Here is a 13,833-nt window from a genome sequence, read left to right on the forward strand (position 1 = left end):
GGTCTGTCAGGTCCCCGAGTTCCAGCGCCAAAAGATCGCGATCCCAGCCCGCAGCTTCGGCCAGCCGGTTGTCGGCCAAAATGTAGGCCCGCTTTTGCGCCTCGCTCAGGTGAGCCAGTTCAATGACCGGCACCTCGGCCAGTCCCAGCTTGCGTGCCGCCAGCACCCGCCCGTGCCCCGCGATAATGCCATTCTCGCCGTCGACCAGAACTGGGTTGTTGAAACCGAACTCCCGGATCGATCCGGCGATCTGTGCGACCTGGGCTTCCGAATGCGTGCGGGCATTGTTGGCATAGGGAATCAGCATCTCTACCGGGCAATGTCGAATGGACGTCGCGCCGCGAAGGCCATCGCTGTCCAGGTCTTGTATCACTACTGTGCGTCCCATGAGCCCCCCGTTCGGAATTGGTCGTGTCCGTTTGCTTGCTTGGCTGAAGTATATCTCTGTGTTTAAGTTACTGAAAGGATGACATTTTTCCTCAATTTTCCGCGACAGTACGCATTCGCCGACAAAGAGAGAGGCTAGCAGAGAATGACCAAGCAATGTCTGCGCGCACGCCGTTGAAATTTCGAACGGCCTAAGCAGCAATATCCGAGCAGTAGATATCGAACTTCACGAAACCAGACGTCAATACACGGATCGTGCGAAGCCGCGGATCGTGATCAAGAGTGCGACAATCAGAGTGGCAGAAATACGTGATTATTCGGTTTAGGTGCCCGATTCGGGCTCGTCGTTCATGGTGCGGCTCTGTTCATCGTCCGTAGCAAAGTTTCTTTGGTAGAGTGCGCGTGCACGGGAGGTAAGACCGAACTTGGAAATATATTCGAGCAACACGGCTTCCAACTCCAGAATATCTAACATTTCAGTTGTTCGGCCAATGCAGGACGCATCGCGGTCAACGGGTCTGTAACCAGGCTGCTTTTTCATAGGAGTATGTCCAAGTTGAAAATTCCTTGCAGGAGCCGCTCTGTAGATATTCCCGTCCGTTGATCTTGGATGGTAGGTTTTCCTGAATGAACTCTCCAGCCAGTTCCTGAGCGACTTCGAGAGATTCGATGTTCCGCGCGATCTGGAATCCGTCAATGAAGAGGTCAAATACCAGTTGGCGTTCGATGTGATCCTGCGACATGACTGTCTGCTCTATTGAACGACGGGTCTCTGCATTGCAAGAATTGCTATTCTTCTCATCTCTTTGACGCATGCGACTTCGCTCCTGATCGTTCCAATGATCGAGCCACCCTTAATCCGAAAACATGAATGAAGAGTTAACACCGTACCTGTAAAATGATCATTGTAAACTGTTTGGCGCCCGGATTGGAGAATAATCATGAAACAGACTTTCAACAGGGAACAAGAGCGTTTGGCGACAGTCGTGCAGGTCATGAAGGCACCTTCCGAACGCAAAGACCAGCTGATAGAGGAATACCGCAGACGATCGGAAGCTGCATTTGCACCAAGTACGCTTCGAAACTACCGCGCGATGGTGCGCCAGTTCAGCGACTGGTGTGTTCTTCGAGGCGTTGACCCTGTGCCGCCCGTGGACCCTCAGGTTGTTGCGTCCTATGTCGATGACATGGGAGGACGCATCAGGCCGACTACCATCGAATTGCGATTGTGGGCCATTTCCGAAATGCACCGGGCGGCATTCCTGCCTACACCATGCCGACATAGACTGGTCGAACTGTCTCTTAAGGCTGTGAAACGAACATACGGTGCGGGTATCCGACAAGCTGCGCCGTTGGGAAAAAAGGAAATTCTCGAGGTTATTGCTTCTCTGGGAAACACACGAATCGAGCTGCGAGACAAGGCAGCCCTGTGGGTGGCCACGGACAGCTGGTGCCGGGCATCAGAAATCGTCGCGCTTCGGGTCAGGGATTTGATCCGTCAACCCGACGGTACCAGTCTTTTGTTCATCAGAAGATCCAAGACCGATCCATACGGCCAAGGAGCCTACGCGTTTCTCTCCGGTCAAGGGACGACTGCGGTCTTGAAGTGGGTTCGAACCGCGAACTTGAGCCTGGACGATCCTCTGCTCACTAAGTCGCAATCCGGCGCCAATAGAATGACTCCGATGCACCCTGCAACATTGTCGAGGATAATCAAACGCTGCACTGGCCGAGATGACCTTTCGGCACATAGCACACGGGTTGGTGGAGTACAGGATGCGTTCAGGCTTGGCTGTGACCTTTCTTCGATCATGGTGGCAGGGCGTTGGACGTCCCCGGAAATGCCAGCGCGCTATGGGCGGAGAATTCTGGCCAGCCAATCTGCAGCTGCAGTGGTGTCCGAGGCTTTTGGGTCTGCCAGGATGAGTAATACAACGGAGGTAGACGGCGCGCAGCCGTCGGAGCAGCGCAAAGAGGAACGGTAACTAAAGCGCGACCCGCCAAGTGAACAATGAATCACCGCGGCCCCGGTTCTGCAGGCCTCGAAGAATGCCTGAGTTCGTTTCTCACCAGCCTCGCGCGGAACCTCGAAGCGCAGCCGATCAATATGGACATGCGCCCTTGACGCTCTAAGGCAGATAACATGACGAGAAGCTTACTGCGGGGAGGCGTCGCCAATGGTCATCATGGACCTTGCCGGTAATGAGACCACGGCGCGTGCGTAACCCCATCAAGGCCACGGCCCGCGAGCCGATCAACAGGCCGGACATATGAGCGATTTCCGAAATCGTGCCGAATTCTCGATTGCGAATAGCAGCCGACACATACTGACCTGCTCCCCTTGGAGTCCGCGTTTATAGGTTAGCTCTGTTCAGAGTTTGGTCCTCTCTTGACCGTTGGTGATACTCCCGTGGGGTGAGCCCGTCGAGGCTCGAGTGGGGGCGGTGATGGTTGTAGTCGTCGCGCCATGCCGCAATCAAATGGCGGGCATGGCCCAGGGTTGGGAACAGGTGCTCGTTCAGGCACTCGTCCCTGAGGCGGCCGTTGATGGGGAAGACGGCCCCGCTCCTGAGATGGGACCGTATACTGGTCCTACTTTGCAGAAGGAGAATTTCCATGAACCCAGCCACCGTGGGCCTTGATCTGGCCAAGAACGTATTTCACGTCCATGTCGCCGACGCGTCCGGCAGGACGCTCGACAGCAAGAGGCTTTCGCGTCGTGAGCTCTTACCCTTCTTCGAGTCACTACCCCCTTGCCTGATTGGCATCGAGGCGTGTGCAACTGCCCACAACTGGGCTCGACAGCTGCAGAGGATCGGCCATGACGTTCGTCTCATTCCTCCAGGTTACGTAAAACCCTTCGTGCGACGGGGCGCGAAGAACGACGCCACTGATGCGGCCGCCATTTGTGAAGCGGTGACCCGTCCCAACATGCGCTTTGTCCCGATCAAATCACGCGAGGATCAGGGATTTCTGATGCTGCATAGAGCCCGAGGGCTTTTGGTCCGTCAGAGAACGATGACAGCTTGTGCATTCCGGGCGCATTTGGCCGAGTATGGAGTTATCGTCGCACAGGGTAGGCACCGGGTCGATGCCCTCGTCGCGAAGCTGGACGAGATACGAGAAGACCTTCCGGAAGATGCATGCTTCGCTTTGGATGCCCTCGTCCGGCAACTGGATGCGCTGAACCGGCAGATCGACGGCATCGAAGACCGGTTGGCGGAGATCCACAAAACCAACTCCATCTGTCGCTTGCTTGCGACCATACCGGGGATCGGGCCGATTACCGCAACAGCCTTTGCAGCGAGCATCCCCGATCCGTCGGCGTTTCGGTCAGGGCGGGAGTTTGCTGCCTGGCTTGGACTGACGCCACGACAGAACTCGTCGGGGGGCAAGCACAGGCTTGGTGGCATCACCAAACAAGGGGATCGGTATCTTCGCCATCTACTGGTCCTGGGAGCGCGCACTGTGGTCCGCTATCCAAAGGCCCGTTCCCGCGTCGATGGCCCATGGATCGAGGCTTTGCTGGAACGGCGCCGACCCATGGTCGTTGCTGTCGCGGTCGCAAACAAGCTGGCGCGGACGATATGGGCAATGCTCTCCACAGGAGAGGTGTTCCGGACCGCTCACCCGTGAAGGATCAACAAGCTAAGGAACAATGAGATGGCACAAGTGCAATAACAGCGTGATGGCAAATCGGCAGAGCTGAGGATCGAGAAAGCCCGAAGAACTTTAAGCGCGCCTGAGCGCGTCCCGTTGATGAGGCCTCGATCCGCGGACACCATCAGGGCCAGCAGTCATGTATAGGCTGCACGAACAGGCCGAATACATGAACGCACCGGCCGATGAAGATCACGTTCAAAACACTTGCGCCTGCGGGGCCGTCTATACATGAAGCTCTCCACGAAGCCGTTCTGCATCGGCTTGCCGGGCGCGATGTAGTGCCATTCCACCTGGCGATCCTCCTGCCATTTGAGCATGGCGTTCGACGTCAGCTCGGTGCCGTTGTCGGAAACCACCATGCAGGGATATCCTCGCATTTCCGCGATCCGGTCCAGTTCTCGCGCCACTCGGATGCCGGAGAGCGACGTATCCACGACCGTCGCCAGGCATTCCCGGCTGAAGTCATCGATCACGCAGAGAATGCGGAACCGGCGGCCGTCAGCCAGCGCATCCGACACGAAGTCGAGCGACCACCGCTGGTTTGGTCCCTGCGGGATCGCCATTGGCGCCCTGGTCCCGATCGCGCGCTTGCGTCCGCCCCGTTTACGGACGGTTAACCCTTCTTCTCGGTAGAGCCGGTACAGCTTCTTCCAGTTCACTTCCCAGCCTTCCCGTTTGAGCAGGATGTGCAGGCGGCGATAGCCGAACCGTCGCCGCTCTGACGCCAGTTCTTTCATCCTGGCGCGCAGCTCCGTATCCATCAGACGCTTTGACTTCCGCCGATAGACACGCGGATCGATCCCGGCCAGGGCACAGGCCCGCCGCTGCGAGTAGCTTCTCTCTTTCATGGCCCAGTCCACCGCTTTCCTCCTCGAACCGGGCCTCAGAAGTTTTTTCCGAGCATCTCTTTCAGCGTCGCTACATCCATCATCTGCTCCGCAAGCATCTTCTTCAGTTTGGCGTTCTCGGCTTTCAGCGCCTTCAGCCGCTTGGCCTCGGCGACTTCCATGCCGCCATACTTGCGACGCCAGTTGTAGAAGGTCGCATCACTGATCCCGTGCTTTCGGCATAGATCGGGCGCGCTCATGCCCGCCTGATGCTCCTTCAGAATGCCAATGATCTGCGCTTCGCTGAACCGTGATCTCTTCATCGTCTGTCTCCTCGTTCGGAGAACAGGCTAACCTCAAAGCGAGGACTTTTCAGGGGAGCAGGTCAGCTGACATTGCCACTACGGGGTTTTCGGCAGCTTTGTCCGCACTGCTGACCTTCGGGCCCTGGAGTATGTTGCACAGTGTCATGAAGGTCCAGCATGGGGAAGCCGCGCTGCGGCAATGATGATCCCGGCCAATGACCGCTGTGGGCCGTAACTGCACGATTCTGCCTCTGACCACCGGCACCAACTTCCAAGCGCTTCGATGTGAACAAAAGCCGTTCCGCGCAACCTGCAGCTATTCCCGAATCCAAGCGTTTTTAAGGGGCTGTCTTCGCTATGTTCGCAATCTGCGCCGGTTCACGGAGGTTCAGTGAACCTCTGAGCGCTTCGTAACGGCGAGCTGCCAGTAGCTTTGAGCAACATTCGCGACTAGGCTAGGCTGGTCATGGTCTGCGCCTGCCGTCGCTGTACAGTCCAGCGAATTTGGCTCCATCGGTTTCGTCGAACCATTCTGAGGAGCGGAGCAAGCGCGTTTCGTCCACCAGCGTCACTCGGTCTTCGTCGACGTATATCGCAGGCTCGCCTGTGCGTAGCTGATAGCGCACAGCTATCCTGGCTTGGCGTTTTTGAGATCGGTTGCCTTCAGCAGTAGCCGACCGTGGGTCTCTGCTCTCAATCACACAGTACTCGTTCGAAGCCTTATCGACAAATTTTGCCCAGCGAACCACTTTCACAATGTCCCCCCGCGAACTTTAAGGTCTCGCGCTACGCGCCATTGGGAAACTATATTACGCAGGGATGGTTCCCGTCAGCCAGGTCGCGCCTCACATCGATACAACCACCCATATTCCCAGGATGGACAACGTCAACGAAATCACGAGCGCGAATATATCGAATCTAGACATGAACACCTCCTTGCCCGCCTGTCGAGTTGGAAATGTGGTGAGATGCCTCATCGGAACTTCTAAAGGTTCCAACTGCTCGGAGACAACGGTAACGCGATTCGCCGCTAGGGTTTAAGTTAACAAATGTTGTGCGCTTAGAAGTGGCAACAACTAGCCGCCTTCGCACAATTTCAGCCGCTGGGAGGATTGGAGAACGGGGCGCGCGGATCTTCCATCGCCAGCCCATGAACCCGGCAATAGACGTGGGGTTAAGCGCGCCCCGAACAGCAGTCACGCCATTCGTGTAACTCGCCACACGGGATCTGGTTCCGCGTCTAAAAGCTCATTCATCGCCCTCGCAAACAAATCAATGACTTTCGCCGGTTCAAGAGGAACAAACCATCAAATTGCGAAAATGCTTCATTCAGTATGCAGCCGCGGCATTGAACAATCGATCCCCGGCCGCTAACCGACCGGGGTGACGGTGCGGTGCTGCATCTACTGTCCCTTCGAAAAGAAGGACTGGGCCGGGAGCGACGGCCCATCCTTTCTGCACTTGCGAGATGGCGCCCAGGCATCATAGGGCAACAAAGGCTCGAAGCGGTCTTCTGACGATTTCAATCAGCAACAGAACCAAGGCGTCGCCACTCCGCCAGCCCACCTAAAGTCCTTTCGATCAGCGCCCGGGCTTCGTCTTCGCCGATCAACCCCGGCAGCCACCACGCCCGCTGCCAGGACCGGCCGCGTCCGGGGCGACGGTAGGAGGCCAATTTAAGCGACATTTCCCTTATAGGATCCTTATAAGAGGAATGTCGCTTAAATCCGGCTCTCTCGAAAGCCTTCTGGGCCTGCTTTTCGCTGCCAAACAGGGCCGGATGCAGGGCAGCGGCATCACCCGGGCTGTCGACGGCGACGCCCGCCAGCAACATCTTCTGCATCAGGTCCGGTGCTGCCAAGTCCCAGCTGGTGACCACAGCATGCACCAAGGGGAGGGCGACATCAGCGAGCACCTGGACTTCGAGCGGCGTCTGCGCCGTCCGGTTCACCCCACGCCCGCGGCCGATGGCCTGGATCAGTTCGTCGTCGCAGATGGCCGAGCGCAGGAGTTCCCCTGCGGGATCGCCGTGGGCAATCACCCGAACCGGGCGACTGGACCCATCCCGCATGTGCACGGCGCGACGGCTGAAGCCGTAGCCGCCGGCCACTTCCTTTCCGAAAAATCCGCCGACGAGGTGGTTGATATCTTCAGATGCAGGCAGAGGCCGCCCGACCAGGATGATCTGCGCGACGTCGCACCAGGCATCGAGCCCTGCGATGGCGTTGAAATGCGCCGTCTCAACATTTGGGATCCCTGCAAAGGCGGCTTCAGCGGATTGGTAGGTAATCACCAACGTGCGGCCCGGCGCCACACGCAGCGCATGCCAGCGCACGTAATCGACGACCTCGGCAAGGTGGCGCCGCCTTCGAGCGTTGTCCTCACCGGTTGCTCGTGAGTCCTCGATCAGCGCCGACTTTCCGAACCGACCCGTGACCAACCGCAATGACATGTGCGGTGTGGAGGCGTCGATTTTTTCCACGTCCAATGTCGGCAGCACCCTTCGAGCAATCTCCGGCCTCAGCGTGGCGTCAAGATGCAGGACAGGCTTCGAGCGCAGGTTTGGATGGATGACATGCATCCCGGTGATCAGCAGGTCGTGCAGCCCGGTCTTCGGATCAGGCGGCAGGATCCTCACCTGTCCGCGGTTGTCGTTTCCCTCAAGGATATCACCGAAGATGTTGAACAGCCCGCCCAGGCGTGTCGCCATCTGGTTCTGTGCCGCGATGGCGGTGGCGACCGGTCGTTCCTCGCGGGACATGCCGGGATAGAGGCCCGGGTCTCGGCGGCGGGCGTATTCCAACCCGGCGGCCCTGCGGCAGTGCTCGACCGTGAGCCCGCCGGCCACAAGATCGCCTTTCCGCACCGCGCCCGGACCGGTGGCCATCAACGCCTTCATCAGGGTGTGGCGCAGGTCCAGGAGATCGGCAGCAGAGGCGGCCGCCGCGAGTTTTGATGATCCCCCCTTGCGACCCGAGATGGATTGTTCCGCCAATGTCTCGACCTTGAGTTCCCGGTTCTCGGTCATGGCGCGAGCCCAGCATCCTTCATCGATCAGCAACAGTGCAAAGGTTCCCGGTTCGGACGAAAAGCCGGTGAAGAGGGCGTCATAGGGCGCGATGACCACATCCGCTGCAGCCACCTCGCGCCGGTTCTCCTGCTTGAGACACGTGTCATGGAACTGGCACGCGCGATTGAGCTTGTCGCGGCAAACCGTGTTGGAAACGTCGAGCCCCGCTGTCAGCGCCAGCCGCACCGCCTCGACATCCCGGCACATCGGTTCGCCTCGGGTCGGGTGACGCATCTCATATCCTCGCAGAACCGCCACCGTGACACCGGTCTGCCGCCACTCGGCAGCGCATTCCTCTGCCAGCGCGTGGGAGGGCGTGAACACGGCGATCCGGTGGGGAAGACCCGCGGCTCTGAGCCGTTCTCGCAGCGCCAGCAGATGGCGTCGCGCCGCCGAACTCTTGCCCAGCCCCACGGTGGCCCGTAATCCGATCTGCGGGGCGGGCTCTGCCTCTTCGCCACTGTGCCACGCCTCGATCCGGTCGCAGGCATTCGCGAGGAATGCGTCCAGTTCTCCGCGCGCTGCGGCAACGCTGCGCCCGACAGGAGTATTCACGGGTTCGGGCGTGTCGGTGCTGCGCGGCGGCAGAAGTCCACTCCGAAGCAGGCGGAGCTTGTCGTTGACCTTCTTTCTCGCATCACCCTGCCTGTAAGGGCGCTGACTTCCTTTTCGTGCCCGCGAAAGGTCCGTTGAACCGACGAAGCGGTCCCAGACCTGAAGCGACACTGCCTCGGCGTCCGGCGCCAGACCGACGTCCAGTGCATCGTGCACCGCGTGAAACGCGATCGTTGACAGCCAGGCGTCGCGCCCGTCGATGACCAGCCCATCGACTCGGACGGGCTGATTGGGCTGGGGTGGCGATCCTCGCGAGCGAGACGGTGTCGACGATCGACTTGGCAACGCAGCAGATGCCTCGCCCAGGAAGGTGCGCAGCTGATCGCATGTGACGGAGGGAAGGTCGGTCAGGGCGATGTCCAGCGGGGTGTCGCCAGTAGGCCAGCTGTAGGTCCGCCCGGTATCGGGATGGACGCCGAAGGCCACGAACTGCTGGCCACTCCCGAGCACCTCAATGCCCGGCACCTGCATTTTGGCGAAGGGCGCGTCCGTGCGGTAGAGCAGCAGCCGTTTTGGCCAAAGCCCGACACGGACAAGGGTTACCCCGAGGGTCTGTTCGGCCTTGTGGGCCACCTCATGGGCCAGGTCGGCGTCGAGCAGGTCGATGTCGAGGCCGACCAGGTCACCCGTCCTGAGTCCGATGCCGCAGTCCGAAAACTTCGTGGACCAGGTATCGACAGCTCCGATATCGATTGGCACCGTCGACCATCGCGTCAGCGCGGGCACCTTGGTGCCGGTCCGGATCGGGATCGGGAGATAGCCGTTGTCGAACAGCCTGGCCGCAGCCAAACCATAGGTGATGGTACCAACACCTGCGGGGCGGCCTCGGGCCACCCGCTTGTCTGTCTGCTTGTCCGGTGGGGGCCTGGTATGCCACTCCACCGCCACCGGTCACTCGTCTTGAAGACCGTGCAAGGCCTCGGCTTCGAACGCGGCTACATCGTTCTGGCGATAGACCACGCGCCCGCAGAGCTTCAGCCAGCAGGGGCCGATGCCGTTGACACGCCAGCGTTCCAGAGTCCGAGGGCTTACGCGCCAGCGAGAGGCAAGCTCGGCCGGAGTGAGGTGGCGGATGAGAGATACAACGGCATTTGCATCTGTCGGGTTTCCCTGATTGGCGAGGACGTTGCCGGCGGTTTCATCGGCGAAATCCATCATGTTCGCCACGTGCGTCTCGGCCTCGGTAGAATACCAAACCGGAGTCGTGCTGTTCGTCTTCTGTGCCTGCTTTTCGGTCATTGCGCTCGTACACCTGTGCTGGAGCATCTCTTCCGCGAGAGTATATTCTCGCGTAAAATGTTGAAAAGGATGACATTTCCAGACAAGAGGCGACATGGGGCGAAATGGGTGCCGACGAGGGGCAGGATGAGCCATGCTCGAGCGTGCCCACGACCAGTAGCGCGCAAAGTGATTCTGCCTCAGGATTGCATCATGAAGTCATCTGGACATCCGGCTCTGAAGCCATTCCGTGAGCGCCCACCACAGGGTCTCAGCATACTGGAAGCGCTCCGGCGGTGGTCGCCTCCAGAGGCGTTTGAAGCGATGGAAGAGCTCTATGTTTCGGCATTCGAAGTGCCGTTCTTCGCATTGGATGTTCCGCAAAACCCTCGGGAAAACCAGTATCGGGATCGCAAACGGGAGCTCGTTCGCCAACTTGTTGAAAGCTTGTCGGAGGGGCAGTTGTTGTCCAGCGCCGTCGCGAAGAATGCCGATCCTTCTGGCCCGCGATTTGCGGTCCACCCAGCACATTACATTTCCGGGGGGATTGACTACCAGCGCTGGTCGAATTCGTTCAGCGGCGCTGCAGTCGCTCTCGAACAAGTGGAAATATTCGAACCCGAGCAGTTTCCGCGCAACATTCGGGACATTCCCGATTGGCTTTCCGACTTTCTACCGTCGACGGGTTCTGTGGAACGCCTGACGCAGACCCGCGCGGTGCCATCCCAAACCGGGTCCTTCGATCACGATGACGGATACGCACATGTCACGCTGCAGGGCGTTGAATATACCCTGAACCCGATCCAGGCCGGCATCGTGCGTGTCCTGCACCAGTCCTATCAAAGAGGCCAGGTTTGGGTCCGGGGCGAAGCGATCCGGAACGAGGTCAAATTCGACGGCAAATCGCTCTCCTCTGCATTCCGATACATGAAGAACCGCGACTGGCAGGAGTTGATAGTTTCCGACAGACGAGGGGCTTATCGCCTTAATCTCTGACACCGCACCGCGCGGCAACGACTGAACAGCACCTCGACAACCACTCTAGCACACCCCGACCACAGACGACGTGAATGGTCGCCGCGCCGCATTCTTCCGCTCAAGGCGAAATCTCCCGACGAGCGGATAGAATGACAAACAAACCGGAAAACCCACCTTACGCATTGCTGGAGCGCGAGCTGGCGCTGCGTTGGCGTGTGACGGCACGGACGCTTCAACGCTGGCGGCGCGATGGCAACGGGCCGGGTTGGATGAAGATCAACGGCAGGGTGATCTATCCGCACGACGGCATCGAAGCTTGGGAACGTGAGATGCTGTCTGGGCCGACCCGAGGGTATGTGGAATGAAGCGCCCAAACGCCCTCAACCCCCGCCACCTGACGCCCCTCGAGCGCCGGGCCGAACTCTGCACGATCCTGGCGCTGGGGCTCGTCCGGCTCTGCCAGTCAAGCCAACTATCCGCCGGGATTGTAGAAAGTTCACTACACAACCCATCCGATCCGAGCGGTCATGGTGCCATGCAAACTCGGAGAACCGGATGACCCATGATCCCATCCCCGCACGCCTGGCCGCGTTGAAGACCACCCCGACGCCCGTTCTGAAAGCGCAGTGGCGCGAGTTGTTCGACAGCGATCCGCCGCCGTTCAACCGCCGCTATCTCGAAAGCCGCATCGCCTATCGCATCCAGGAAGTGGCCTATGGCGGGCTGAAGCCGGAGACGATCCGGCGGCTGGAGCGGCTCGGCGAGGAGTTGGACGGCGGGGACAAGAGGAAGCGCGGCATGCGAGCCGATCGACACCGCCCGATCACCGGCACGCGGCTGCTGCGCGAGTGGCAGGGTGTCGAGCAGGTCGTCACCGTCACCGCCGACGGCTTCGAATGGCAGGGGCGACCCTACAAATCGCTGTCCGCCATCGCGCGGGCCATCACCGGAACGCGCTGGAACGGGTGGGTGTTCTTCGGGCTCAAGAACCACAGGGGGCGGACATGACGAAACCGCCCGAGAAATCGAAGGTCGTCCGCAAGCTGCGCTGCGCGGTCTACACCCGGAAATCCTCCGAGGAAGGGCTGGAGCAGGCATTCAATAGCCTCCACGCTCAACGCGAGGCCTGCGAGGCGTACATCGCCAGCCAGCGCTCCGAGGGTTGGGTGCTGGTCCGCGATCAGTATGATGACGGCGGCATTTCGGGCGGCACGCTGGAACGGCCCGGCCTGAAACGGCTGCTGGAGGACATCGAGGACGGGCTGATCGATGTGGTGGTGGTCTACAAGATCGACCGCCTCAGCCGCTCGCTGGCCGACTTCGCCAAGCTGGTCGAGGTTTTCGACCGGAACGGGGTGACGTTCGTCAGCGTGACGCAGTCCTTCAATACCACCACGTCGATGGGTCGGCTGACGCTGAATATCCTGCTGTCCTTCGCCCAGTTCGAGCGCGAGGTGACGGCCGAGCGCATCCGTGACAAGGTCGCCGCCAGCCGAAAGAAGGGCATGTGGATGGGCGGTGTGCCGCCCTACGGTTATCAGGTCGAGAACCGGAAGCTGGTGGTTGACGAGGAAAGCGCTTCGCATGTCCGCTGGATCTTCGCCCGCTTCCTCGAGATCGGCTCGGCGACAGAACTGGCCCGGGAGGTCGACACTCGTGGCATCCGTACGCCGCGGGGCAACCGCATTGACAAGAAGTACATCTACCGGATGCTGAACAATCACGCCTACATTGGCGAGGCGGTCCACAAGGGGGAGAGCTACCCCGGCGAGCACGACGCGATCATCGAGCGCGAGACTTGGGACAAGGTTCATGCCATCCTGAAGGAGAGCCCTCGCAAGCGCGCTGCGCGGACCCGCGCCGAGACACCCGCGCTGCTAAAGGGACTGCTGTTCGGTCCCGACGGCGCCGCGTTCTCGCCGACCCACACGCGGAAGGGTGACCGGCTGTACCGTTATTATGTCAGCCAGACCGTCCTGAAACATGGCGCTGGCGCGTGCCCCATCGGCCGGGTGCCCGCGGGCGATATCGAGGCCGCCGTCATCGACCAGCTCCGCGCCGTGTTCCGGCAGCCGGAGATCGTGGCAGGGACGTGGAAGGCGGCGCGCAGCCACGCCGACGACGTCTCCGAAGGCGACACTCGCGTGGCCCTGCAGCAGCTCGACCCGCTTTGGGACGAACTCTTCCCCGCCGAGCAGGCGCGCATCGTGGCGCTACTGGTCGAGCGCGTGGAGATTAGCAGTGAGGGCTTGAAGGTCAGACTGCGTGTCGACGGCCTCGGCGGTCTGGCCCGCGAGATGCTGGCCGGCGACATGAGCGCAGCCGCATGAGCCGCGCGACGCCGAACCCCAAGACCGTGACGCTCCATGTCCCTTTCCGGATCGTGAAGCGCGGCGGGCGGAAGGAGATGCAACTATCCGAAGGAGCCAGCCAATCACGCAAGACCGACAACACGCTGGTGAAGGCGCTGGCGCGCGCCTTGCGCTGGAAGCGCCTTCTGGAGTCCGGCGAGTTTGTCACCATCGCGGAATTGGCCGAGCGCGAAGGGATTGCGCCCTCCTACATGACCCGGGTCCTGCGCATGACGCTGCTTTCACCCGACATCGTTGTGGCGATCCTGGACGGGAAGCAGGGACCGGAGGTGACGCTTGCGAGGGTGTTGGAGCCGTTCCCGCTGGAGTGGGAAAGGCAGCGCAAGGTGTTTGAATCGCCCCGAGTTTGTCGGAGACCATCAACTTAAGTAAGGATGATGGTTATGACGAAAAGCAAA

General features: G+C 60.1%; 12 protein-coding genes and 2 pseudogenes. 7 read left to right on the top strand and 7 right to left on the bottom strand.

Annotated features, from left to right (window positions below; translation table 11 throughout):
* The 3 genes from ACFO5X_RS12725 to ACFO5X_RS12735 form a co-directional block, all read right to left on the bottom strand.
* Positions 1-307, bottom strand: a 307-nt coding sequence (locus ACFO5X_RS12725) for a ParB/Srx family N-terminal domain-containing protein (RefSeq protein ID WP_380717862.1), incomplete at its 3' end; no start/stop codon positions are given.
* Between the two features lie 402 nt (positions 308-709).
* Positions 710-862, bottom strand: coding sequence for a hypothetical protein (locus ACFO5X_RS12730; protein WP_380717851.1), 153 nt, complete (start codon positions 860-862; stop codon positions 710-712).
* A 34-nt stretch (positions 863-896) separates the two neighbouring features.
* Entirely contained in the window at positions 897-1,130 is a 234-nt protein-coding gene (locus ACFO5X_RS12735; protein WP_380717852.1) for a hypothetical protein, read from the bottom strand.
* 198 nt (positions 1,131-1,328) lie between these two features.
* Between ACFO5X_RS12735 and ACFO5X_RS12740 the strand changes: the two genes are divergently transcribed.
* Positions 1,329-2,372 (top strand): site-specific integrase, encoded by a 1,044-nt coding sequence (locus tag ACFO5X_RS12740; RefSeq protein WP_380717853.1) that lies wholly within the window; start codon positions 1,329-1,331, stop codon positions 2,370-2,372.
* Positions 2,373-2,741: 369 nt separating this feature from the next.
* On the opposite strand, the pseudogene ACFO5X_RS12745 reads toward ACFO5X_RS12740, so the two are convergent.
* Positions 2,742-2,945: pseudogene (locus ACFO5X_RS12745) on the bottom strand (integrase core domain-containing protein); the annotation flags it as partial.
* Positions 2,946-3,003: 58 nt separating this feature from the next.
* On the opposite strand from ACFO5X_RS12745, the gene ACFO5X_RS12750 reads away from it, so the two are divergent.
* Positions 3,004-4,023 (top strand): IS110 family RNA-guided transposase, encoded by a 1,020-nt coding sequence (locus ACFO5X_RS12750; protein WP_380717854.1) that lies wholly within the window; start codon positions 3,004-3,006, stop codon positions 4,021-4,023.
* A gap of 257 nt (positions 4,024-4,280) precedes the next feature.
* On the opposite strand, the pseudogene ACFO5X_RS12755 reads toward ACFO5X_RS12750, so the two are convergent.
* From ACFO5X_RS12755 to ACFO5X_RS12765, 3 genes and pseudogenes are all read right to left on the bottom strand, one after another.
* Positions 4,281-5,200, bottom strand: a pseudogene (locus ACFO5X_RS12755) (IS3 family transposase); the annotation flags it as partial.
* A 1,504-nt stretch (positions 5,201-6,704) separates the two neighbouring features.
* On the bottom strand, positions 6,705-9,755 hold the full coding sequence (locus ACFO5X_RS12760) for a bifunctional DNA primase/polymerase (RefSeq protein ID WP_380717855.1): 3,051 nt from the start codon (positions 9,753-9,755) through the stop codon (positions 6,705-6,707).
* A 3-nt stretch (positions 9,756-9,758) separates the two neighbouring features.
* A complete protein-coding gene (locus tag ACFO5X_RS12765) occupies positions 9,759-10,106 on the bottom strand; it encodes a helix-turn-helix transcriptional regulator (protein WP_380717856.1) in 348 nt (115 codons plus the stop codon).
* Between the two features lie 303 nt (positions 10,107-10,409).
* On the opposite strand from ACFO5X_RS12765, the gene ACFO5X_RS12770 reads away from it, so the two are divergent.
* The 5 genes from ACFO5X_RS12770 to ACFO5X_RS12790 all read left to right on the top strand — a co-directional run bounded on the left by ACFO5X_RS12770 (position 10,410) and on the right by ACFO5X_RS12790 (position 13,803).
* Positions 10,410-11,081 (top strand): hypothetical protein, encoded by a 672-nt coding sequence (locus ACFO5X_RS12770; protein WP_380717857.1) that lies wholly within the window; start codon positions 10,410-10,412, stop codon positions 11,079-11,081.
* Between the two features lie 131 nt (positions 11,082-11,212).
* Positions 11,213-11,428: a helix-turn-helix domain-containing protein gene (locus ACFO5X_RS12775; protein WP_380717858.1), complete on the top strand. Its 216-nt coding sequence runs from the start codon at positions 11,213-11,215 to the stop codon at positions 11,426-11,428.
* Positions 11,429-11,618: 190 nt separating this feature from the next.
* Positions 11,619-12,071 carry a DUF2924 domain-containing protein gene (locus ACFO5X_RS12780; RefSeq protein ID WP_380717859.1) on the top strand — a complete coding sequence of 151 codons (453 nt, stop codon included), beginning with the start codon at positions 11,619-11,621 and terminating at the stop codon, positions 12,069-12,071.
* Positions 12,068-13,393 (top strand): recombinase family protein, encoded by a 1,326-nt coding sequence (locus ACFO5X_RS12785; RefSeq protein WP_380717860.1) that lies wholly within the window; start codon positions 12,068-12,070, stop codon positions 13,391-13,393. The genes ACFO5X_RS12780 and ACFO5X_RS12785 overlap by 4 nt, the downstream gene beginning before the upstream one ends.
* Positions 13,390-13,803, top strand: a complete 414-nt coding sequence (locus ACFO5X_RS12790) for a hypothetical protein (protein WP_380717861.1) — start codon at positions 13,390-13,392, stop codon at positions 13,801-13,803. Before ACFO5X_RS12785 ends, ACFO5X_RS12790 begins: the two co-directional genes overlap by 4 nt.
* The last annotated feature ends 30 nt before the right edge of the window (positions 13,804-13,833 follow it).

It is taken from the genome of Seohaeicola nanhaiensis, from assembly GCF_042654245.1.
Classification (GTDB): domain Bacteria; phylum Pseudomonadota; class Alphaproteobacteria; order Rhodobacterales; family Rhodobacteraceae; genus Seohaeicola_A; species Seohaeicola_A nanhaiensis.

Coding starts and splice junctions, on each gene's coding strand:
- ACFO5X_RS12740 (WP_380717853.1), top strand. CDS start 1,329: ATGAAACAGACTTTCAACAGGGAACAAGAGCGTTTGGCGACAGTCGTG.
- ACFO5X_RS12780 (WP_380717859.1), top strand. CDS start 11,619: ATGACCCATGATCCCATCCCCGCACGCCTGGCCGCGTTGAAGACCACC.
- ACFO5X_RS12770 (WP_380717857.1), top strand. CDS start 10,410: ATGGAAGAGCTCTATGTTTCGGCATTCGAAGTGCCGTTCTTCGCATTG.
- ACFO5X_RS12775 (WP_380717858.1), top strand. CDS start 11,213: ATGACAAACAAACCGGAAAACCCACCTTACGCATTGCTGGAGCGCGAG.
- ACFO5X_RS12790 (WP_380717861.1), top strand. CDS start 13,390: ATGAGCCGCGCGACGCCGAACCCCAAGACCGTGACGCTCCATGTCCCT.
- ACFO5X_RS12730 (WP_380717851.1), bottom strand. CDS start 862: ATGTTAGATATTCTGGAGTTGGAAGCCGTGTTGCTCGAATATATTTCC.
- ACFO5X_RS12765 (WP_380717856.1), bottom strand. CDS start 10,106: ATGACCGAAAAGCAGGCACAGAAGACGAACAGCACGACTCCGGTTTGG.
- ACFO5X_RS12735 (WP_380717852.1), bottom strand. CDS start 1,130: ATGTCGCAGGATCACATCGAACGCCAACTGGTATTTGACCTCTTCATT.
- ACFO5X_RS12750 (WP_380717854.1), top strand. CDS start 3,004: ATGAACCCAGCCACCGTGGGCCTTGATCTGGCCAAGAACGTATTTCAC.
- ACFO5X_RS12785 (WP_380717860.1), top strand. CDS start 12,068: ATGACGAAACCGCCCGAGAAATCGAAGGTCGTCCGCAAGCTGCGCTGC.